The 21,733-nt window shown below is 73.7% G+C and carries 17 protein-coding genes and 1 pseudogene; 9 read left to right on the top strand and 9 right to left on the bottom strand.

Translation table 11 applies throughout. The annotated features are described in order from the left end of the window. The first annotated feature begins 91 nt into the window (after nucleotides 1-91). The 4 genes from AB0M76_RS04870 (at nucleotide 92) to AB0M76_RS04855 (ending at nucleotide 3,762) form a co-directional block, all read left to right on the top strand. Nucleotides 92-748, top strand: coding sequence for a phosphatidylserine decarboxylase (locus tag AB0M76_RS04870; protein WP_030868027.1), 657 nt, complete (start codon nucleotides 92-94; stop codon nucleotides 746-748). Between the two features lie 34 nt (nucleotides 749-782). Next, nucleotides 783-1,607, top strand: a complete 825-nt coding sequence (gene pssA / locus AB0M76_RS04865; protein WP_365951554.1) for a CDP-diacylglycerol--serine O-phosphatidyltransferase — start codon at nucleotides 783-785, stop codon at nucleotides 1,605-1,607. Between the two features lie 130 nt (nucleotides 1,608-1,737). Next, nucleotides 1,738-3,231, top strand: coding sequence for an AlkA N-terminal domain-containing protein (locus tag AB0M76_RS04860; RefSeq protein ID WP_365951553.1), 1,494 nt, complete (start codon nucleotides 1,738-1,740; stop codon nucleotides 3,229-3,231). A 15-nt stretch (nucleotides 3,232-3,246) separates the two neighbouring features. Next, nucleotides 3,247-3,762 carry a methylated-DNA--[protein]-cysteine S-methyltransferase gene (locus tag AB0M76_RS04855; RefSeq protein WP_365951552.1) on the top strand — a complete coding sequence of 172 codons (516 nt, stop codon included), beginning with the start codon at nucleotides 3,247-3,249 and terminating at the stop codon, nucleotides 3,760-3,762. A 31-nt stretch (nucleotides 3,763-3,793) separates the two neighbouring features. Here AB0M76_RS04855 and AB0M76_RS04850 read toward each other — a convergent pair whose 3' ends face one another. Together AB0M76_RS04850 and AB0M76_RS04845 are read right to left on the bottom strand one after the other, a co-directional pair. Then, nucleotides 3,794-4,222: a hypothetical protein gene (locus AB0M76_RS04850; RefSeq protein ID WP_365951551.1), complete on the bottom strand. Its 429-nt coding sequence runs from the start codon at nucleotides 4,220-4,222 to the stop codon at nucleotides 3,794-3,796. 35 nt (nucleotides 4,223-4,257) lie between these two features. Then, the gene (locus AB0M76_RS04845) at nucleotides 4,258-4,758 is read right to left on the bottom strand and encodes an NUDIX hydrolase (RefSeq protein ID WP_365951550.1); all 501 of its coding nucleotides are present in this window, start codon (nucleotides 4,756-4,758) and stop codon (nucleotides 4,258-4,260) included. A 48-nt stretch (nucleotides 4,759-4,806) separates the two neighbouring features. On the opposite strand from AB0M76_RS04845, the gene AB0M76_RS04840 reads away from it, so the two are divergent. After that, nucleotides 4,807-4,989 (top strand): hypothetical protein, encoded by a 183-nt coding sequence (locus AB0M76_RS04840; protein WP_365951941.1) that lies wholly within the window; start codon nucleotides 4,807-4,809, stop codon nucleotides 4,987-4,989. Here the strand turns inward: AB0M76_RS04840 and AB0M76_RS04835 are convergent. After that, a pseudogene (locus AB0M76_RS04835) lies at nucleotides 4,976-5,224 on the bottom strand (BCCT family transporter); the annotation flags it as partial. The gene AB0M76_RS04840 and the pseudogene AB0M76_RS04835 sit on opposite strands and share 14 nt — an antisense overlap. A gap of 143 nt (nucleotides 5,225-5,367) precedes the next feature. Here AB0M76_RS04835 and AB0M76_RS04830 point away from each other — a divergent pair. Beyond that, complete coding sequence (locus AB0M76_RS04830; RefSeq protein WP_365951549.1) at nucleotides 5,368-6,516, top strand: glycerate kinase; 1,149 nt, start codon at nucleotides 5,368-5,370, stop codon at nucleotides 6,514-6,516. Between the two features lie 79 nt (nucleotides 6,517-6,595). Here AB0M76_RS04830 and AB0M76_RS04825 read toward each other — a convergent pair whose 3' ends face one another. Beyond that, nucleotides 6,596-7,207, bottom strand: a complete 612-nt coding sequence (locus AB0M76_RS04825; protein ID WP_365951548.1) for a cysteine hydrolase family protein — start codon at nucleotides 7,205-7,207, stop codon at nucleotides 6,596-6,598. A gap of 81 nt (nucleotides 7,208-7,288) precedes the next feature. Here AB0M76_RS04825 and AB0M76_RS04820 point away from each other — a divergent pair, with 81 nt between their 5' ends. Beyond that, a complete protein-coding gene (locus AB0M76_RS04820) occupies nucleotides 7,289-8,266 on the top strand; it encodes a helix-turn-helix domain-containing protein (RefSeq protein WP_365951547.1) in 978 nt (325 codons plus the stop codon). A gap of 18 nt (nucleotides 8,267-8,284) precedes the next feature. Beyond that, nucleotides 8,285-11,083, top strand: a complete 2,799-nt coding sequence (locus AB0M76_RS04815; RefSeq protein WP_365951546.1) for a SpoIIE family protein phosphatase — start codon at nucleotides 8,285-8,287, stop codon at nucleotides 11,081-11,083. Between the two features lie 44 nt (nucleotides 11,084-11,127). Here the strand turns inward: AB0M76_RS04815 and AB0M76_RS04810 are convergent, their stop codons facing one another. From AB0M76_RS04810 to AB0M76_RS04800, 3 genes are read right to left on the bottom strand one after another with little or no spacing between them, the layout of a single operon-like run. Next, entirely contained in the window at nucleotides 11,128-13,194 is a 2,067-nt protein-coding gene (locus AB0M76_RS04810; RefSeq protein ID WP_365951545.1) for a SpoIIE family protein phosphatase, read from the bottom strand. A gap of 42 nt (nucleotides 13,195-13,236) precedes the next feature. Next, nucleotides 13,237-16,479, bottom strand: coding sequence for a DUF3376 domain-containing protein (locus AB0M76_RS04805; RefSeq protein ID WP_365951544.1), 3,243 nt, complete (start codon nucleotides 16,477-16,479; stop codon nucleotides 13,237-13,239). A gap of 20 nt (nucleotides 16,480-16,499) precedes the next feature. Further along, nucleotides 16,500-17,111: a bacterial transcriptional activator domain-containing protein gene (locus tag AB0M76_RS04800; protein WP_365951543.1), complete on the bottom strand. Its 612-nt coding sequence runs from the start codon at nucleotides 17,109-17,111 to the stop codon at nucleotides 16,500-16,502. Between the two features lie 335 nt (nucleotides 17,112-17,446). Between AB0M76_RS04800 and AB0M76_RS04795 the strand changes: the two genes are divergently transcribed. Then, nucleotides 17,447-18,361 (top strand): hypothetical protein, encoded by a 915-nt coding sequence (locus AB0M76_RS04795; RefSeq protein ID WP_365951542.1) that lies wholly within the window; start codon nucleotides 17,447-17,449, stop codon nucleotides 18,359-18,361. A gap of 31 nt (nucleotides 18,362-18,392) precedes the next feature. Here AB0M76_RS04795 and recQ read toward each other — a convergent pair whose 3' ends face one another. Further along, complete coding sequence (gene recQ, locus AB0M76_RS04790; protein ID WP_365951541.1) at nucleotides 18,393-20,381, bottom strand: DNA helicase RecQ; 1,989 nt, start codon at nucleotides 20,379-20,381, stop codon at nucleotides 18,393-18,395. A 118-nt stretch (nucleotides 20,382-20,499) separates the two neighbouring features. Next, nucleotides 20,500-21,693, bottom strand: a complete 1,194-nt coding sequence (locus AB0M76_RS04785; RefSeq protein ID WP_365951540.1) for an acyltransferase — start codon at nucleotides 21,691-21,693, stop codon at nucleotides 20,500-20,502. Nucleotides 21,694-21,733: the final 40 nt, after the last annotated feature.

Raw genomic sequence — 21,733 nt, 5'->3', positions numbered from 1 at the left:
AGTTGTTGCGTGCAACCGATAGCATTCCAGTAAAGCCGCCGTCCCGTCCCCCTGTTTGCGGCGCGGCAATCACCCGCTACGAAGGTCATCCATGCCCCACAGCCAAACCTCTGCACCTCGCGTCGGCATCCTCGGTGGACGTCTCGCACGCGGAGCATCGCCGTGGCTTCTGCCGACCGTCGCCACCGCTGCGCTCAGCCTCACCCGGGCCCGCAAGTCCGGACGCTGGGCGGCAGTGGCCGTGCCCACCACCGCTCTCGCGGCGGGCATGCTGTGGTTCTTCCGCGACCCCGAGCGTGAGATCACGCAGGGCCGGGTCATCTCGCCCGCCGACGGTGTGGTGCAGAGCATCATGCCGTGGAAGGACGGACGGACCCGGGTCGCGATCTTCATGAGCCCGCTGAACGTCCACGTCAACCGCGCGCCCCTCGCGGGCACGGTGACGTCCGTGGAGCACATTCCCGGCGGGTTCGTCCCGGCGTTCAACAAGGAGAGCGAGAACAACGAGCGCGTTGTCTGGCACTTCGACACCGAGCTCGGCGACATCGAGATGGTGCAGATCGCCGGCGCCGTCGCACGCCGCATCGTCCCGTACCTGCCGGCCGGTACCAAGGTGGAGCAGGGCGAACGCATCGGTCTGATCCGTTTCGGCTCCCGCGTCGACATCTACCTCCCCGAGGGTGTCGAGGTCGCGGTCGAGGTCGGTCAGGCCACCACCGCGGGGGTGACCCGAATTGACCGTGACTGACCCTGAGACTCCCACCACACCGTCGGGTGGGTGGGTGCCCGAGGCCGCGGAGGAAGAGTCCGCCGAGGACGACATGCCGCTCTCGCTGCGGCTGTCGATAGCGGACACCCTCACCCTCGGCAACGCGACGTGCGGATTCATGGCGGTGTACTTCACCACCACCGGGATCCTCATCCCGCACCTCACCGGCAGCGGCGAGTCGGGCATGGCCCGTAACAGCGCCGCGACGGCAGTGATACTGATGCTGCTCGCCGCGGTCTTCGACCTCTTCGACGGCATCGTGGCCCGCAAGCTGCGCAGCTCGCCGATGGGCGCCGAGCTGGACAACCTGTCCGACCTGATCAGCTTCGGCCTGGCTCCCGCGTACTTCGTGCTGGTGTACGGCATGGTCGCCGACGACGCGGTGCAGAAGATGTCGGCGCTGGCCGCGATCGTGGTGCTGCTGGCCGTGGTGCTCAGACTCGCGAGATTCAGCTGCGTGACGATGAAGGACGGCATGTTCCAGGGCATGCCGAGCCCCTTCGGCGCGCTGACGGTCGTCTCGATCGTGCTGCTGGAGCTGCCGTTCGTCCCGACGCTGCTGGCGATCATCGGGGTGGCCTGGCTGATGGTGAGCCGGGTCGAGTACCCGAAGCCGCGGGGTGTCCTCGCGGTGGCGATGCTGAGCTGGATCATCGGGGCCATGGGCCTGCTGGCGGCCTGGGCGTTCGACGCCCCGGGCGGTCAGCTGCTGCTCCAGGCGGGCTGCGCGCTGCAGATCGCCATGGCGGCGACCATCCCGCTGTTCGCGACGACCCGTCGCGCGAACACGTTCCGCCACAACCGCCGCGAGGCGCGAGCGGCGTCGCAGCTCCCGTAACCCGGAGCACCGCAGTTGTACGAGGCCCCCGGCCGCCGTCAGGCGCCGGGGGCTTTCGCATGCGTCGGCGGCTACGCTTGATGTCGGAAAATCGCCAGCCCCGCGGGGGCCGGGCCGGGATCCTGGAGCCATGTACACCGACACCGAGCGCTGCGTCAGGGCCGTGCAGTCGAAGGACGCCCGCTTCGACGGGTGGTTCTTCACCGCCGTGCGGACCACCGGGATCTACTGCCGTCCCAGCTGTCCCGCGGTGCCGCCCAAGGTCGAGAACATGACCTTCCTGCCCAGCGCCGCCGCCTGCCAGCAGGCCGGGTTCCGGGCCTGCAAGCGGTGCCGGCCCGACACCTCCCCCGGCTCCCCCGAGTGGAACGCCCGCGCCGACGCCGTCGCCCGGGCGATGCGACTCATCCAGGACGGCGTCGTGGACCGCGAGGGCGTCCCCGGGCTCGCGGCACGGCTGGGGTACTCGACCCGCCAGGTCGAGCGGCAGCTGAACGCCGAGCTCGGCGCCGGGCCCCTCGCTCTCGCCCGGGCGCAGCGCGCCCAGACCGCCCGGCTGCTCATCGAGACCTCCGAGCTGCCCATGGGCGACGTCGCCTTCGCCGCCGGGTTCTCCTCCATCCGGACCTTCAACGAGACCGTCCGCGAGGTCTTCGCCCTCGCCCCCGGCGAGCTGCGCCTGCGGGCCGAGAAGGCGAGCCGCGCAGCGACACCGGCCGGCCCGAGGGTCCCCGGGACCATCAGCCTGCGCCTGCCGTTCCGGGCTCCGCTCAACCCCGACAACCTCTTCGGCCACCTCGCCGCGACCGCCGTCCCCGGCGTCGAGGAGTGGCGGTCCGGCGCGTACCGCCGGACGCTGCGGCTCCCGTACGGCACCGGGGTCGTCGCACTGACCCCGCAGCCGGACCACATCGGCTGCCAGCTCGCCCTCACCGACCTGCGCGACCTCACCATCGCCATCAGCCGCTGCCGCTGGATGCTCGACCTCGACGCCGACCCCGAGGCCGTCGACGAGCAGCTGCGCTCCGACCCGCTGCTGGCCCCGCTCGTGGACAAGGCCCCGGGGCGCCGGGTGCCCAGGACGGTCGACGCGGCGGAGTTCGCCGTACGGGCGGTGCTCGGCCAGCAGGTGTCCACCGCGGCGGCCCGTACGCACGCCGCCCGGCTGGTCACCTCGTACGGGGAACCGGTGGCCGACCCCGACCCCGAGGGCGGGCTGACCCACCTGTTCCCCTCGCCGCAGGCGCTGGCCGCCCTGGACCCGGAGGCCCTGGCTCTGCCGGCGAGCCGGCGCACCACCCTCACGACCCTCGTCGGCGCGCTGGCCGACGGCTCGCTCCCGCTCGGCATCGACAGCGACTGGGAGGCGGCCCGCGCACAGCTGAACGCGATGCCCGGGTTCGGCCCGTGGACCACCGAGGTGATCGCGATGCGGGCGCTGGGCGATCCCGACGCCTTCCTGCCGTCCGACCTCGGGGTCCGGCGGGCCGCGAAGGAGCTCGGGCTGCCGTCCACCCCCGTGGCGCTCACTGCCCGGGCGGCCGGCTGGCGGCCCTGGCGCGCGTACGCCGTGCAGTACCTGTGGGCCACCGACGCCCACCCCATCAACCACCTGCCCGTCTGAGGAGTGCATCCCGTCATGAGCACCACGAACACCATCAGCACCAAGCAGCACACCGTCGTCGAGAGCCCCTACGGCCGGCTCACCCTGGTCGCCACGGACGGCGTCCTCAGCGGCCTGTACATGACCGGGCAGCGGCACCGGCCCGCCGAGGAGTCCTTCGGGGAGCGGGTCGCCGCGACCGAGAAGCCGTTCCCCGAGGTCGTGCGGCAGCTGGCCGCGTACTTCGCCGGGGAGCTCACCGAGTTCGACGTGCCCGTCCGGCTGGAGGGCACCGCGTTCCAGCGCAGCGTGTGGGACCAGCTCGTACGGATCCCGTACGGCGAGACCTGGTCGTACGGGGAGCTCGCGGCCAAGCTCGGCAAGCCGAACGCCTCGCGCGCGGTGGGCCTGGCCAACGGGAAGAACCCGGTCAGCATCATCGTGCCGTGCCACCGGGTGATCGGCGCCTCGGGCAGCATGACCGGCTACGGCGGCGGCGTCGAGCGCAAGGTGCGGCTGCTGGCCTTCGAGGCCGGCGAGGCCACTCTTTGAATCGGACCGGCGTGAGTCGGACCGGAGCGCGTCAGACCAGCGCGAGCGGGACGAGCAGGGCGAACGCGGCGCCCGCCTCCACCGCGTAACCGAAGAGCGAGGGGTGCTGGACGGGGGCGGCGAGCAGGACCACGCTCTGCTGGGCGGTGGCCGCCGCCACCCAGTCGGCGTCGGCGCCGAGGTTGCCCTGGTACCAGCCCTCGCAGGCGCCCGGGCCGGTCACGGCGAGGAGGTCGTCCTCGCGGTGGTAGAAGGCCTGCCAGCCGGCGGCGGGGACGGACCAGCCCTCGAAATCGGTGAACTGGGCCCAGCCGCCCTCGCGTATCGCGGTGTCGAACAGCCACACCGGCGTTCCCTCGGCCGTGACCTCGCCGCCCGCCTGCTCTTCGGTGGTGAAGTGGACCATGGGCAGGGCGTCGGGCCCGTCGGCGGTGCTGGGCCAGGCGTACATCGTGATCATCAGATGATTCTGTCCTGCTCGAAGTAAGCCCGGTGTCACGAGGAGACCGGGCGCGTGCCGTTCTCCAGCTCCGCGGCGCCCTCGCCGGATTCGAGGACCCGGTAGGCCTCTCGGGTGCGCCGGCCGAGCGACCCGGGGAGGTACGTGGTGAGTTCGGCGGGCTCGACCAGTCGCCAGGAGAGCAGTTCCTCCTCCTGGAGCTTGATCGAGGCGAGCTGCGCCTCGTCGAGCACGCCGCCGTCATAGAGGTACGCGACCAGCGGCGGGCGGCCCTCGCCGAGCGTCCAGTCGACGGTGAGCAGCCGGCCGAGCGGCAGGTCGAGGCCGATCTCCTCGGCGCTCTCGCGGCGGGCGGCCGTGCGCGGGGACTCGCCCTGGTCCGACTCGATGGTGCCGCCCGGCAGGGCCCAGCCCTCACGGTAGTTGGGCTCGACGAGCAGCACCCGGCCCTCGGCGTCCCGGTAGAGGGCGGCGGCGCCGGCCAGCACCCGGGGCAGGCTCGCGATGTACGTGGCGTAGTCATCCGTGGTGGTCACGCCGCCACCCTACCCAGCGGCTCCACCGGGCGGGATCACGCCTCCGGGGTGTGGGGGGGCGGGCGGGTCGTCGCGGTGGCGGCGGGGGGATTCGGCGACGCGGCGCAGGCGGGGGTGACGGGCCGGGCCCTGGTCGGTGAGGGCGTCGCCGACCATGGCGGTGACCGCGTCCCGCATCCCGTGCAGGGCGTGGTGGCGGGCGGGACCCGCTCCGGGGGCCGAACCGGCTGATCGCGAGGACGACGCACATGACGAGGAAGACGGCGGCGGCGATCACGAACAGCCAGGCGAAATTGGCCAGCACCCAGGCCAGCGCGGTGCCCGACGCGGTGTCGAAGGAGTCCTTGCCCGGCGCCGCCCAGGCGACGACGGCCAGCACGGCGATCACCCCGATGGTGACGACGGCACGGTCCGGTTCGGGGTCCGGACCCTCCGGACGTGCGTCTTCCAGCGATTCCGCGCTCATGCGGCCACACTATGCAGGCGTATATCCGTATTTAGGGGCATGGCGCGCCGGACGTGACCCAGGCCACGCATGGGCATAGGAGGATCCTCCGGATAGGCTCATGGGGGCGCGACTGCACTGTTCGATAGCAAGGGATTAGCAAGGTGACGGACGGAGCAGTAACTGAGACCGCGCGCGTGCTCATCGCCGCGGACAAATTCAAGGGCTCGCTCACGGCCGTTCAGGTCGCGGAGCGGGTGACGGCGGGCCTTCGCAAGGCCGTACCGGGCGTGGAGATCGAGACCCTCCCCGTCGCGGACGGCGGCGACGGCACGGTCGCCGCCGCCGTGGCGGCCGGGTTCGAACGCCGGGAGGTACGGGTCACCGGACCGCTCGGCGAGCAGGTCACGGCCGCTTTCGCGCTGCGCGACGGCACCGCCGTGGTCGAGATGGCGGAGGCCTCCGGGCTGCAGCTGCTGCCGGCGGGTGTGTTCGCCCCGCTGACGGCGACCACGTACGGCTCGGGCGAGCTGCTGAAGGCCGCGCTGGACGCGGGGGCGCGCTCGATCGTGTTCGGCGTGGGCGGCAGCGCCACCACGGACGGCGGTGCGGGGATGCTGGCCGCGCTGGGTGCGGTGTTCCTGGACGCGAACGGTGAACCGGTCGGTCCGGGCGGCGGCGCGCTCGCGGGGCTGGCGTCCGCCGACCTGTCCGGGATCGACCCTCGCTTCGCGGAGGTCGACCTCGTCCTGGCCAGCGACGTGGACAACCCGCTGACGGGCCCGAAGGGCGCGCCTGCGGTCTACGGCCCGCAGAAGGGGGCGTCGCCGGAGGACGTGGCGACGCTGGACGCGGCGCTGGCGCACTTCGCGGTGGTGCTGGAGAAGTCGATCGGCGAGAAGGCCGGCCGGCTGGCCGCCGCGCCGGGTGCGGGTGGCGCGGGCGGCATCGGGTACGGGGCGCTGCTGCTCGGCGCGTCGTTCCGGCCCGGTATCGAACTGATGCTGGAGGTGCTGGGGTTCGCCCCGGCGCTGGAGCGGGCGACGCTGGTGATCACCGGTGAGGGCTCGCTGGACGAGCAGACGCTGCACGGCAAGGCCCCGGCCGGTGTCGCGGCGGCGGCGCGCGCGGCGGGCAAGCCCGTCGTGGCGGTGTGCGGGCGGCTGCTGCTGGGCCAGGAGGCCCTGGAGGCGGCCGGCATCCGCAAGGCGTACCCGCTGACGGACCTGGAGCCCGACCCGGCCAAGTCCATCCCGAACGCGGGTCCCCTGCTGGAGCGGGTTGCGGCCCATATCGCCGCCGACGTGCTCTGATCCGCCGATCGGCCATGCGAGGCCCGGCGCCCCCCGAGTGGGGGTGCCGGGCCTCGGCGTTTGCGGGCCGGCGCCCCTGCTACGCGGTGAGCCGGGCCGGCGCCCCGGAGGCGGCGAGCAGCTGAGCGGTGGTCACCACGCGGGCGAAGCCGCCGCCCTGGAGGTTGACGGCGGTGGCGGCGGCCAGCTGGTCGGCCGTCAGCCGGAGCCCGTCCGGACCCTCGAGGTCGAAGGTGTGGGTGGCGTCGAGCGGGACGAGCACGTCGTAGCCCAGGTTCCCGGCCATCCGTGCGGTGGTCTCGACGCACATGTTGGTCTGGATCCCGGAGACCACGAGCTGGCCGATGCCCTGGGCGGTGAGCCATGCGGCCAGGTCCGGGGTGCCGTAGAAGGAGGAGTTCACGGTCTTGGTGATAAGCAGGGACTCCTGCCCCGCCCGGTCCGCCACGAAGTCCTTGAAGGCGTGGCCGGGCCGGTCGGCGGCCAGGACCGAGCCGGCGGCGCGTGAGGCGTGCTGGACGAGCACCACGGGGCGGCCGGACTCCTGCCAGGCGTCCATGAGGGCGGCGATGTTGGCCTCGGCGGCGGGGTTGTTGCGGGGGCCCCAGTAGGAGGCGTCGTCGAAGCCCTTCTGTACGTCGATGACCAGCAGGGCGGCGTTCGGGGCGAGTGCGATCTCGTTCTTCGTCATGGCTTCATGATCTTCCGCCGGACGGTGCGTCGACAGCGGCAACCGGGACCCGAAACGATGGGATCCTGCCAGGATGGCAGCATGCATCGTGTAGCCGTCGTCGTCCAGCCCGGGATCCGCAGCTTCGACCTCGCCGTCATCACGGAGGTCTGGGGCCCCGACCGCAGCCACCTCGGCGTCCCCCGCTTCGAGCTGCGCCGGTGCGCCGTCGATACCGAGCCGATCGCGCTGCCCGGCGGGCTCACCCTGGCACCCGACCGGCGGCTCGACTGGCTCGCCGAGGCCGATCTCGTCGTCGTGCCGGCGCTGGCCGAGCCCGCCGCCCCGACGCCCGAGCCGGTCCTCGCCGCCCTGCGTGACGCGCACGCCCGGGGCGTGCCGGTCGCCGCACTGTGCGCGGGGGCGTTCATCCTCGCGGAGGCGGGCCTGCTGGCGGGCCGCCGGGCCGTGACGCACTGGTGGCTGGCACCGCAGCTCGCCGCGCGCCATCCCTCCGTGCTGGTCGAGGACGCCCCGCTGTACGTGGAGGACGGCGGGCTGTGGACCTCCGCGGGGGTGGCCTCCGGCATCGACCTCTGCCTGCACCTCGTACGGGAGGCCCACGGCGCGGAGGCCGCCGCCGCCATCGCCCGGTCCATGGTGACGGGCCCGTTCCGAACCGGCGGCCACGCCCAGTACCTGGACCGGCCCACCCCGGCGGCGGACCGGACCGCCGAGGCCCTGGCGGCCGTACGGGAGCGGGCCCTGCGCCATCTGCACGAGCCGCTGTCCGTGGCCACGCTGGCCCGCTGGGCGGGGATGTCGCCGCGCTCCTTCGCCCGCCATTTCGTCGCCGCCACCGGGACCACCCCGCACCGCTGGCTCCTCGGCCACCGCCTGGACGAGGCCCGCAAGCTCCTGGAGCGCACGGACCACCCGGTTCCGGAAGTGGCCCGGCGCGCGGGCTTCGCCAGCGAGGTCACGTTCCGCCAGCACTTCACCTCGTACGTCGGCCTCAGCCCCCGTGCGTACCGCAGTGCGGCGATCGCCACACCAGCAGCCCCGCCCAAATCCCGGTGACAGTGTTAGAAATGGCTCATGACCGGACGTTTGGGTCGACCCAGGGGATCCCCGCCCGGGCAGCCGACCGGGCGCGACCCGGGCCTGCCGCCGCGCCTCTCCCTGGGTGCCCGCAGTGTCGCCGGTCAGGTCTTCGCGCTCCAGGCGGTCATCGTGGTGCTGCTGATCGCGGCCGCCTCGCTGGCCCTCGTGTTCCAGGAGCGGTACGACACCGAGCGCGATGCGCGCCACCGCTCCCTCGCGGCCGCGGAGGCCTTCGCGCACGCCCCCGGCCTCCCCGAGGCCCTCGGGGCGCCGAACCCGACGCGCGAGCTGCAACCCCTGGCCGAGGCCGCCCGGCGGGCCTCGGGCGTCGACTTCATCGCCGTGATGACGCCCGACGGGGTCCGCTACACCGACCCCCGGCCGGACCTGATCGGCAAACGGGCCACCGGCGACCTCTCGCGGGCCATCGGCGGGCAGTCCTTCACCGAGGTGTTCAAGGGGTCTCCGAGCGATGCGGTCCGCGCCGTGGTCCCCGTACGGGACGCGAGCGGGACGGTCGTCGGCCTGGTCGGCACCGGCATCGAGGTCGCCAAGGTCTCCGACGTGGTCGAGGGCCAGCTGCCGCTGCTGCTCGGCGCCGCGGCGGGCGCACTGCTGCTCGGCACGGGCGGCGCCGCCCTGGTCAGCCGGCGGCTGCGGCGTCAGACCCGGGGCCTGGGCGAGGCCGAGATGGCCCGGATCAACGAGCACCACGAGGCGGTCCTGCACGCGGTCCGCGAGGGCGTCCTGATCATCGGCGCCGACCAGCGGCTGCTGCTCGCCAACGACGAGGCCCGGCGGCTGCTGAACCTGCCGCCCGACGCCGAGCAGCGCCATGTGGGCGAGCTGGGGCTCGACCCGCGCACCACCTCGCTGCTGGTGTCCGGGCGGGTCGCGACGGACGAGGTGCACCTGGCGGGCGACCGGCTCCTCGCCGTCAACGTCCGCCCGACCAAGCCGTACGGAGGGCACCCGTCCGGCAGCGTCATGACCCTGCGCGACACCACCGAGCTCGCCTCGCTCTCCGGCCGCGCCGAGGTGGCCCGGGAGCGGCTCCAGCTGCTGTACGACGCGGGGGTGCGGATCGGGACCACGCTGGACGTGGTGCGGACCGCCGAGGAGCTGTCGGACGTGGCCGTGCCCCGGTTCGCCGACTTCGTCACGGTGGAGCTGCTGGAGCCGGTGCTGAGGGGCGAGGAGCCCTCGCCGGCCACCGGCATGTACTCGCAGATGCGCAGGGCGGCGATGAGCGGGGTCCGCACCGACCATCCCCTGCAGCACGTCGGCGACATCATCCGCTTCGAGGTGCCCACCGCTCCGATGGCGGCGGCCCTCGACGCCGGGCACGCGGTGCTCGCGGCCGATCTGAACGCGGCGATGGGCTGGCGGGCGCAGGACGAGGCCGGCACCCGCGAGGCGCTGGGGTACGGGCTGCACTCGCTGATCTCGGTGCCGCTGCAGGCCCGCGGCGTGGTCCTCGGGATGGCCAACTTCTGGCGGGCCGCCGACACCCCGGAGGCCTTCGACGAGGAGGACCTGTCGTTCGCGGAGGAGCTGGGTGCGCGGGCGGCCGTCTCCATCGACAACGCCCGCCGCTACACCCGGGAGCACGCGACGGCCGTGGCCCTCCAGCGGAGCCTGCTGCCCCGGGTGCTGCCGGACCAGAGCGCCGTGGAGGTGGCCTTCCGGTACCTGCCCGCGAAGGCGGGCGTGGGCGGGGACTGGTTCGACGTGATCCCGCTCGCCGGCGCCCGCGTGGCGCTGATCGTCGGGGACGTCGTCGGGCACGGGGTGCACGCGGCGGCCACGATGGGCCGGCTGCGGACCGCCGTGCACAACTTCTCCACCCTGGACATGCCGCCCGACGAGCTGCTGGGACACCTGGACGAGCTGATCCACCGGATCGACCAGAACGAGTCCGCGGCCGCCGGGGACGCCGCTGACGGCGCGGGCGAGGCGGCCGGCGTCACGGGCGCCACCTGCCTGTACGCGGTCTACGACCCGGTCTCCGGGCTCTGCACGATGGCCAGTGCCGGGCACCCCGGACCGGCCCTGGTCCGGCCGGACGGGGGCGTGGAGTTCCCTGAGCTGCCCGCCGGGCTGCCGCTCGGCGTGGGCGGCATGCCCTTCGAGGCCACCGAGCTGCTGCTGCCGGAGTCGAGCCGGCTCGTGCTGTTCACGGACGGCCTGCTGGAGGACCGCGACCGGGATTTCGACACCGGCCTCGACCTGCTGGCCGAGACGCTCTCCCAGCCCGGCCGCAGCCCCGAGCAGGCCTGTGCGGACGTGCTGGCCGCGCTGCTGTTCCCGTCCCCCAGCGACGACATCGCCCTGCTGATCGCCGACACCCGGCGGCTGGACGCGGACCGGATCGCGGAGTGGGAGGTGCCCGCCGACCCGGCCGCGGTCTCCCGGGTGCGCAACGCGGGCTCGGCGCAGCTCGCCGCCTGGGGGCTGGGGGACATCGCGTTCACGGCCGAGCTGATCCTCAGCGAGCTGATCACCAACGCCATCCGGTACGGGACCGCGCCCATCCGGGTGCGGCTGCTGCGCGACCGCAACCTCATCTGCGAGGTCTCCGACGGCAGCAGCACCTCGCCGCACCTGCGGTACGCGGCCACCACCGACGAGGGCGGCCGCGGCCTCTTCCTGGTCGCGCAGTACACCGAGCGCTGGGGTACCCGGTACACCGAGCGCGGCAAGGTCATCTGGGCCGAGCTGCCGCTGACCGGCGGTCCGGAGCCCGCGTTGCCGGTGACGGACCTGGAGTCGCTGGAGGACCTGGCCTGGTGACGGCCCGGGGCGCCGGCGTCACCCGCCCCGGGCACACCGGCCGGTCAGCTGGGCCGGGGGGCCGCCGTACGGGCGAGCAGGACCGCCACGTCGTCCTGCGGGGCCCCCGGCAGCAGGCGCGCCAGGATCTCGTCGCACAGCCGGTCCAGCGGCTGTCCGGCGTCACGCAGCGCCCGCCCCAGCTGGGCCATGCCCTGGTCCAGGTCGCGGTCGCGGGCCTCGATGAGGCCGTCGGTGTAGAGGACGAGCAGGCTCCCGGGCGGCAGGGCGACCTCCTCGGTGCGGAACTCCTGCCCGCCCGTGCCCAGCGGGGTGCCGGGCGGGCCGTCGAGGAAGGTGACCTCCCCGCCCGCCGTGACGATGGCAGGCGGTGGGTGGCCGGCGCGGGCGATGGTGCAGCCGCCCGTGGCCGGGTCGTGGACGGCGTAGACGCAGGTCGCCATCTCGTCCTCGCCGAGGTCGGCGACCGCGGCGTCGAGCGAGCGCAGCAGCCGGGTCGGGGAGACGTCGTGGCGGGCGAGGGTGCGTACGGCCGTGCGCAGCTGTCCCATGACGGCGGCGGCGTGGATCCCGTGGCCCATGACGTCCCCGATGACCAGGCCGGTGCGGCCGCCGGGCAGCTGGATGACGTCGAACCAGTCGCCGCCGACGTCGTGGTCGCTGGCGGGCAGGTAGCGGCCGGTGAGTTCGAGGCCGGTGACCTCGGGCAGGGCGCTGTTGCTGAGGCTGCGCTGGAGGGTCAGGGCGGCCCGCCGCTGGTTGGTGTACATCCGGGCGTTGTCGATGTTGAGCGCCCCGCGGGCGACCACCTCGTCGAGGAGCACGCAGTCCTGCTCGTCGAAGGGCTCGCGGCCGCGCAACCGTGTCACGGTGACCGCGCCGAGCACGGTGCCGCGGGCGACGAGCGGGATCAGGCGGGCGGAGCCGAGGGTGGCGAGGTAGTCGCGCAGTTCCGTGGCGCGCGGGTCGGGGACCAGCGCGTGCACGTCGGACACGTACAGGTTCATGGGCCGCCCCTCGGCGATGACCTGCTCGTAGACCGACTCCGCCGGGATCTGGAAGGTCTGGCCGGGTGCCAGCCGGGCGGTGGGGGCGCCCGGGTCGGGGAACTCGACCGCGATGCGGCGCAGCATGCCCTGGTGGGTGGCCGCGGCGTCGTCGGGCGCGAGGACGGCCTCCAGCAGCTGTACGTCGGCCGAGTCGGCCAGCTGGGGTACGAGGACCTGCACGATCTCCCGGGCGGTCTGGTCCAGGTCGAGGGTGGTGCCGATGCGGGTGCCGGCCTCGGCGAGGACGGCGAAACGGCGGCGGGCCCCCTCGGCGTCGACCTGGGCCTGCTGGCTCTCGGTGATGTCGATGAGGGAGGCGATCACGCCGAGCGGGCGGCCGGAGCCGTCCAGCAGCGGGGCGTACGAGCAGGACCAGGTGTGGTCGTGCTCGGGGTCGGCCGGGGTGCGGCCGGTGCGGCGGACGTCGACGACGGCGGTGCCCCGGTCCATGACCTGCTGCATCGTCGCCTCGAGCGCGACGGCGTTGACGCCGGGCACGACCTCGGTGAGCCGTTTGCCGAGGTGGTCGGCGGCCGACACGCCGTTCATCCGGGCCAGTGCGTCGTTGACGCGCAGGAAGCGCAGGTCGGGGCCGAGGGTGGCGAGGCCGATGGGCGACTGGGTGAAGAGGCTCTGGAGGGCGGCGAGCGAGTCCCGCATGCGCAGGACCTCGGAGGTCTCCACGGCGATCAGCATGGCGCCCGTACGGCCCTGCGGGTCGATGGCGGGGACGATCCACATCTCCATGGTGACGCGGTGCCCGTCGCGGTGGCGTACGGGGAGGGTGCCGACCACCGTCTCACCCGCCTGGACGCGCCGGGTCAGGTCGTCGGCGAGCTCCTGGTTGGTCTCGGGGACGAGCACGGACGTGCCGGGGAGGCCGAGGATGTCCTCGGGGCGGTGGCCGAGCAGGTCCTGGGCGGCGAGCGACCATTCGACGATGAGTCCGTCGGCGTCCTCCCGCCACAGGGCGATCGGCAGGAGCTCGCGGAGCACACCGGCGTATCCGACAGCCGCGACCGGCTGATCCGGGACCTCGCTCGTCGACTGGTATGTGTCCACCGCACCGACCTCACCCGGGGGCCTGATTCCTACCGATTCACCCTATCCGAGCGATCGGCGCGGGGCGCTGCGTCGGTCGGTGTGGTCAGCGGCCCCGGATACGGCCGGGCGCGGCCTCGGGTACAGCCAGGGCAGGACGAAGGTGACCCAGAAGAGAACGGCGTAGAGGATGAGGGCGGCCCACCAGCCGCCGAGCCCGGGGCGGCCGGCCTGGACGAGGCCGGCGATCACTCCCGCGACCGCGGCGGCCCCCGGCAGCAGCGCCCACCGGTCCGTGCCGACGTACAGCACGGCCGCAGCGGCGAGGGCGAACGCGGCTCCGACGATCAGCGTGCGGGCGCCGTCGCCGACGTCCGGGGTGTGCAGGCCGCGCAGCTGCCACAGGGCGACGGGTGGTCCCGCCGTCGCGATCAGCAGGGCGGGGACGCGCAGCCGGGCGGGCCGGATCCGCTGCCGGACGAGTGCCGCCAGGGCGACCATGGCATACAGGCAGACCGGGACCTCGCCGGGGAGCGAGGACCAGTCGCCGGTGGAGAAGGCGATGCCCGTCCACATCAGCACGGCCGCGCACAGGGCCGGTACGGGTGCCAGCACCCCGACCAGCACCGGGAGGCAGACCAGCGGCTTCAGTACGCCGAGGAGGCCCTGCACCAGGCGGGCCCCGGCTCTGCCCGTGGGCTGGAGCGCCGGCCAGGCGAGGAGCCCGGTGCGCAGGGCCGCCCGGCGCGGATCCCGCGCCCGGAGCAGCCGGCCGGCCTCCTCGGCGCCGATCTCGCGCAAGGACGCCATGGCCGCGTCGAACGCGGCCCGTGTGGGCAGGCCCGGCGGGTTCGGCGGGGAGTCCGGGGGCCGGTTGCCGCCCCGGAAGCCCTTGCGGTGCAGCTCGGCGAGGAGCGGCAGCTCCTCGTGGAGGATCTCGTGCTGGCGGACCGCGGTCAGCACGTCCCGTACCCGGTCCCAGGGGGCCACGTCGGGCCGGGTGGTGACGTCCTGCGCCCAGAGCTCCGTGAACGGCGGGCCGAGTGCCATCTCCCCGGCGATCTCCTCGCCGAGCGCCGTGAGGTCCGCGGGGTCCCCGAACGCGTCGTGCAGGCGCTCGTCGGTGGCGACGACCGACACGAGGGCGGCGGCCCCGTCGAGGCGGCCCCAGGTCCAGTCGCTCATCCGCCACCGGACGCTGAGGAACGCGGCGAAGTTGTTCAGCCGGTTGCCGCTGAGCTTGGCCCTGACCATGTCCTCCGGGGAGTCCGGGGCCACCTGCGGCAGCACCGTGCGCGTGGCCCAACTGGTGTCGGCCGCCGAAACGGTGTGGAAGTCGATGTCGGTGGCCTCGGCCAGCGGGTCGGGGCGCAGCGGGCCGAGCAGCACCTCGGCGTACGCCAGCGCCTCGGCCATCGGCGGGCCGGCGCCGCGGGCGGCGGCGTGGAGGGCCTCGTAGCCGTCGACGTCGGGGCTCAGGTCCAGGCCGATCTCCTGGCCCAGGTCCGCCAGCCGCTCCCACAGGTTGCCGAAGCCCTCCGGGACCGCCGCCGGGCCGGTCGCGGGGACCTCGGGCGGGGAGCCGGCGCCGACCGCCGTCGCGAGGTTCGCCGCCCAGGTCTCCCAGTGCGCGGGCGTGGCCTCGGGTGGGGGCACGGGCGGCATGAGGGCGCCCAGCAGGCGGGTCGCCTCGCTGTACGGGGCGGTGGCATCGGTGGGCATCAGCCCGAGGGAGAGGGCGGCCCGGTAGCGGCCGAGCAGCAGCCGGTCCCGGGCGGCGTTCAGGGTGGCGACGGCGGAGCGGCACGCGAACACCCGTGTCCGGTACGCCTCCACCAGCTCCGCCTCCACCGGCCCGGCACCGGACTCGTACGCCCTCAGCCAGTCCATGAGCAGCCGTACGGTACGCGCGAGGGCCAGCGGCGAGTACCCCGGCCCGGGCAGGGTGCCGGGCCCCACCGCCAGGCCGTCCGCCGCCCGGCGCAGCCGGGCGAAGAGGGCCGCCGAGCCCTCCGCGGCGCTCTCGTCCAGCGCCTCCAGCGGCCCCGGGCCCGCGGGCAGCGGCAGCGCGTCCGGGCCGGTCACCTCCGCCGGGTCCGCCAGCAGCCCGATCAGCCGCTGCGCCTCCGCCCGGCCGGCCGTGCGGGTGTACGGGTCCAGCCGGGCCATGGCCGCGTCGTACAGCTCGGTGAGGGTCAGGGGCAGCACCCCGAGGACGGCCCGCTGCTGCTCGGCCGCGGCCTCGGCGGCGCGCAGTTCGAGGGCGTCGTCGCGCAGGGATTCCGAGCCGGTCTTCACGGCCAGGGACTTCGCGGCCATCCGCACCAGCCGGGTGACGCGCCGGCTGCCGCCCGGCTCGGGAGGCGGCGGGAACGGGGGCACCGGCTGGAGGAACAGCAGCCGGCGGTCGGCCCTGCGGGCCACCGGGGACCCGGCGACGGCCCGTACGGCCCAGGCGACGGGGATGTTGTCCAGCAGCCCGCCGTCCATGAGTTCGGCGCAGCCGTTCAGGTCCTCGTCGGGGTGGCCGCTCTCGCTGCTGACGCCGCGCATGTCCACCCGGGGCGGGTCCTCGACGGGCTGCGCGCCGTTGCCGACGTACACCCGGCCCGGTTCGAAGGCTCCCGGGAAGGAGGAGGAGGTCCGCGCCGCGTACGCCAGCCGGTCCAGCGCCGCCTCCCGGGCCGCGCCCGTGACGTCGTCGGGGAAGTCCGTCAGGGCGCCGCGGTGCCGGAAGCGGAAGTAGGCCTGGGAGCGCCCGACCGGAAGCGGCCGTCCGAGGGTGGGCCGGACCAGGTCCCGGCGGGGTCGCAGCCGGGTGGCCGTCAGGATCAGCCGCAGCGAGGCGGGCGGCCTCCGGTCCGGCGGGGCCTCGTCGACGAGCCGGCCCAGCGCACCGCGCAGCTCCTTGTAGAAGACCTCGTCCCCGCGCATCAGCGAGGCGGGCACGTGGAAGGGGGTGGAGCGGCGCAGCAGCCCTTCGAGGTCGCCCAGGCGCAGCCACAGGTCCCGCACGCCCCGGCCGAAGGGCATCCCGTACACGAGGTGGCAGGCCAGCAGGACGCCGTTGATCCCCCCTGCACTGGTTCCGACGAGGACGTCGATGTCGACGTCCTCGTATCCGCACGTGTCCAGCAGCCCTGCGTAGACGCTCGTTTCCGGGGCGGGCTGCTGCCCGGACGCCGCCCGGAGAGCCGACGTCTCGCAACAGGCCCCGCCCGTCCATACGGCGAGACTGACCCCGCCGCGCATCGCGAGGGCCAGCCGCAGTTCCGTACTGCGCCGGCCCGGCCGGTCGTCGCTCATGCCTCCAGCTTGGCCCTGGATCAGGCGTGGCGCACCCGGGCGGCCACCACCTCGCGGGTGCGGGTGGCGGAGCGGCAGAAGTTGCGTATCAGGCCGGAGAGTTCATACCCCGGTTCCACCCCGAGTTCGCGTTTCACGAGGTCGCGGTACGTGTCGTAGGTGCGCATCGCCTCGATGAGGTTGCCCTCCGCCAAGTGGGCCTCGATCAGTGCCCGCTGGGCGCTTTCGCGCAGTGGTTCGGCGCTCACCGCGACCAGCGCGGACTCCACCGCTTCGGCGTGCCGGCCGACGCGGGCCAGCTCGCGGCTGAGCGCCTCCAGGGCGTGCAGCAGCCGCTGACGGACGCGTTCGCGTTCCAGCAGCACCCAGTCGTCGTACCAGCCGGGCAGCAGATCGAGCGCGTCGGTACGCCATTTCAGCACCGCGAGGTCCTGGCCGGTGGCGGTGCCGCCGATGAGCCGCCCGGCCCAGCCGTACAGGACGTACAGGTCGACCACCGTGTGCTCGCGCACGGCGAGCGAGCACTTGTCGGAGTCGAGCAGGTCGATGCCGGCGGCCTTGAGCCGCCACAGCGCGGACCGCAGGTTCCCCGCAGCGTCGCGCTCAACGGCGGCCGGGTCGAACGCCGGCATGCCGCGGGCACGCTGTGGCCGTCCGGCGACGACCCCTTGTCGAAGTCGACGGGCCCGGCGAGGACGGCCTCCGGGCGGCGCCCCGCCGGGATCTCGTCGGCGAAGCGCCGGTTGAGCAGCGCGACGACGCTGCGCCCCACGGCGGCGAGTGCCCGGTATCCAGCCATGGGCCGATGCTGCGGCCCCTCCCGTCACGGGGGCGTTGCGCAACCCCCGGGGCCGGGCGCCGGCGACGGCCGGGCCGCGAGCCGCCGGCGATGGCCGGGCGACGAGCCGGTGACACCGCCCGGCCCACACTCGGGGGGCGCCTGCCCCCTCACCCAGGAGAGCCCACCATGAGCAGCACCCCGCACCACCACCCGGCCGGCACCAGCACAGGCGGCGGCTGCGATCCCGGCGCGATCGACGAACTCGCCTGCGTCGCCGCGGGCATCCAGCGCCGGGCCGAGGTCACCCAGGAACACCTGCCCCAGCTGCGGGAGTTCCAGGAGAAGTTCAACAGCGCCCGAACCCAGTACACGAAGGCGCGGCTGGCCGCGAAGACCGATCTGGACGAGGCGGCGGCGACGCTCGGCAAGGTCCGCGAGCAGATCCGCTGCCGGGTCACGCACGAGCAGCGCCACTGTCTGCAGCAGGCCGTCGACAAGATCTTCGACGACATCCGCAGGTGCCAGGGCGGTTGGGGCTGCTGCGTGGACGACTGCGGGTGCGTGTTCGACGACACGGTCGGCAGGGACGACACGGTCGCGACGCTCTCGGCGCGCGTCGCCCGGTACACGGCGGACACCGTGAAGGCCGCGGCCTGCTTCACCGACCTGGACGGCGAGCTGACGGCGCTGCCCGAACGTGCGGCGAAGATCAAGACGGAGGCGGCCCAGCTGCTGGCGGACGTCTGCGACGCGGTCCTGGGCAAGGACGTCGTACGCCTCTACGCGCGCCTGCTGGTGCTGCTGCGCCGCATCGCGGAGGCCTGGCGGGGCTTCGAGACGGTCTCCGAGTTCGTCGACTGCCTGTGCAAGGCGCTGCTGTGCGTGCTCAAGGGCTGGCAGGCGATCGCCGTACTGGAGGGCGCCCGCGCCGAGCTCGTCTGCAAGGAGGAATCGCGCAAGAAGGCGTGCGAGCGCAAGCAGAGGGAGACGGTCGAGGAGGTGATGGCGGAGTACGCGCGCCTGTGCCCCCCGTGCGCCGCGCACCCCGACGAGGCCGAGGAGGAGGACCCGGACGAGGACCGCACCGCCGACGCGGCGTAGTCCTCAGGACCTCCCCCAGCCTGCGGCCCGGCTACTCCCAGTCGTCCCAGGGCGGGTCCGTGTCGTCGAAGTCGAAGGGCGGTTCCTCGTCGGCATGCGGTGCCGCAGGCTCCGGCGGTGCCGCCTGGGGGGGCGCGGACGCGGGCTCGGCGCTACCGCCGGTCTCGGCCAGGGTGTCGAGGATCCCCTCGGCGTACTTGGCGAGCTTCGCCTCGCCGACGCCGCTGATCGTGCCCAGCTCCTCCACCGTGGCGGGCGTCCGGGTCGCGATCTCCCGCAGCGTCGCGTCGTGGAAGACCACGTACGCCGGCACGCCCTGCTCTCGGGCGGTCGCCGCCCGCCAGGCGCGCAGGGCCTCGAAGACCGGCACGGCCGCCGCCGGCAGGTCGACCGGAACGCGAGCGGCCTTCCCGGAGCCGGAGCCCGAACCGGACGACTTGCGGGACGCCGCGGCCGGCGCCGCCTCCTTGCGCATCGGAACGCTGCGGCGGCCGCCCAGCACCTCGCCGCTGGCGTCCGTGAGCACCAGCGTCCCGTAGTCGCCCTCGACCGCCAGCAGCCCCGAGGCCAGCAGCTGGCGTACGACCCCGCGCCATTCCGCGGTGCTCAGGTCCGCCCCGACCCCGAAGACCGAGAGGCCGTCGTGGTCGAACTGGATGACCTTGGCCGTCTTCTTGCCCTGGAGGATGTCGATGATCTGGCCGGCGCCGAACTTCTGCCGGCGTTCCTTGGCCAGCCGCCACACCGTGGACAGCAGCTTCTGCGCCGCGACCGTGCCGTCCCAGGACTCGGCCGGCGTCAGGCACGTGTCGCAGTTGCCGCACGCTCCGGCCACCTGCCCGAAGTACGCCAGCAGCCGCACGCGGCGGCAGTCGACGGTCTCGCACAGCGCGAGCATCGCGTCGAGGTGCCCGGCCAGCGAGCGGCGGTGCGCCTCGTCGCCCTCGGAACCCTCGATCATCTTGCGCTGCTGCACCACGTCCTGGAGGCCGTACGCGAGCCAGGCCGTGGCCGGCTGGCCGTCGCGGCCGGCGCGGCCGGTCTCCTGGTAGTAGCCCTCGACCGACTTGGGCAGGTCCAGATGCGCCACGAAGCGCACGTCCGGCTTGTCGATGCCCATGCCGAACGCGATCGTGGCCACAACCACGACCCCGTCCTCCCGCAGGAAGCGCGCCTGATTCGCCGCGCGCGTACGGGAGTCCATGCCCGCGTGGTACGCGACCGCGTCGATGCCGTTCTCCGCCAGGAACGCGGCCGTCTTCTCCACGGAGGCCCGCGACAGGCAGTAGACGACCCCGGCGTCGCCTTCGTGCTCGGTGCGGATCAGCTCCAGCAGCTGCCGGGTCGGGTTGTTCTTGGGGGCGATCCGGTACTGGATGTTGGGCCGGTCGAAGCTGGCCACGAAGTGCCGGGCGTCGCCCTCCGCCAGGCCCAGGCGGGCCGCGATCTCGGCGTGCGTGGCCTCGGTCGCCGTCGCGGTCAACGCGATCCGCGGCACCTTGGGCCAGCGCTCGTGCAGCATGGACAGCGCGAGGTAGTCGGGCCGGAAGTCGTGGCCCCACTGGGCTACGCAGTGCGCCTCGTCGATCGCGAAGAGCGACACCGTGCCCCGGTCGAGCAGCCGCTGCGTGCCCTCGGTGCGCAGCCGCTCGGGGGCCAGGTACAGCAGGTCCAGCTCGCCGGCGAGGAAGGCCTGCTCGACGGCCTGCCGCTCGTACGGGTCCTGGGTCGAGTTGAGGAACCCGGCCCGCACCCCGAGGGCGGTCAGGGCGTCCACCTGATCCTGCATGAGCGCGATCAGCGGCGAGATCACCACGCCCGTACCGTCTCTGACCAGCGCCGGGATCTGGTAGCAGAGCGATTTGCCGCCGCCGGTCGGCATGAGCACCAGCGCGTCGCCGCCGCCGGCCACGTGCTCGATGATCTGCTGCTGCTCGCCGCGGAAGGAGTCGTATCCGAAGACGCGGTGCAGCACCTGCAGGGCATCGGGGGTCTCGGTGGGCGCGTCGACAAGGGTCATCCCAGAAGCCTAGCGACCTCCACCGACACACCCGGCCGCTTCCGCCGGAAGCCCCGCAGGCGGTGTGCGGCCGCGTGGTGTGCGGTTGTGGTGCGGCCGTCGGGTTGTCCGACGAGGATCACCGGGATGTCGGCGTGGCCGGGGCGATCAGGCGGCGCAGCAGCGGGACGAGGGGCCGTTCCACGAGGCGGTACAGCAGCCAGGCGATCAGCACTGCGCCTGCGATCACTCCGAGCAGGGTCGGCCATGCGCCCCACTGCTCGTTCCATCGCCAGATCACGCGCACGCCCAGCGACTGGTGCACGAGGTAGAGCGGGTAGGAGATGGCGCCCGCGACGGGCAGCCAGCGCCACTGGATCCAGTCGAGCTTCCCGAGGGCGATCAGGCCCATCAGCAGGTACATCGCGGTGATCGCGACGAGGCACACCTTCCAGTTGATGCCGTGCCCCTCGCCTTCCATGATCGCTGGGAGCCAGTGCTGCATCAGCAGCCAGGACAGCGCCAGGACCCCCAGGGTTTCGCCCTCGATGCGGCCGGCCCGGCGGATCAGGTAGAAGGCCATGCCGGCGATGAAGAAGGGCGCCCACGCGGGTACCAGGAGCTGGTCCAGCAGCTTGATGCCCGACGCCGGGGCCAGGACCGAGCCCAGCGCCCAGAGCCAGCAGAAGTTCGCGACCCGGCGGTGGCTGGTGCCCAGCAGGACGACCAGCGAGAAGATCAGGTAGAAACGCAGTTCGACCCAGAGCGTCCAGTAGACGTTGTCGATGCCGTTCACGCCGAGGGGTTCCTGCAGCATCGTCAGGTTGGTGAGCATCCGTCCGACGGTGACCCGCTGCTCTCCCGGGGTGTGCGGGCCCAGGCGGGCGGCCGCCGAGGCGAGCACGACCGCCGCCCAGTAGAGCGGGAACAGCCGCAGGATCCGGCCCTGCCAGAACCGCTGGAGCGATTTGCCCCAGGCGGACATGCAGATGACGAACCCGCTGATCATGAAGAAGAAGACCACGCCCAGCCAGCCGAACCCGGCGACCCGGTGCAGCGTGGGGAACAGCTCGACCGACGTCCGCTGCCAGGGGATCGTCCCGGTGCCGGCCAGGTAGTGGAACAGGACCACCGACAGCGCCGCCAGCAGCCGCAGGCCGTCCAGCACGGCTATGCGCGGCGCCCGCGCGGACTTCGCCTCACCGGCGGCCCGCCCGGCACCGCCGCCCCTCGACCACATCTTCCGGCGACGCCGGGTGGGGTCGGGGGCTGCCTGCGGAGCCCTGGCGGGCGCCGGGACGCGGTCCTCGGCAAGGACGGGCGTGTCGGACATGAAACCTCTGGAAGTCCTGCGGTGTCCGCGACACCGATAC

The organism is Streptomyces sp. NPDC051364 (genome assembly GCF_040682115.1).
GTDB lineage: Bacteria > Actinomycetota > Actinomycetes > Streptomycetales > Streptomycetaceae > Streptomyces.
The sequence above is the reverse complement of the archived record's forward strand: the minus strand, read 5'-3'. Positions and strand labels throughout refer to the sequence as shown.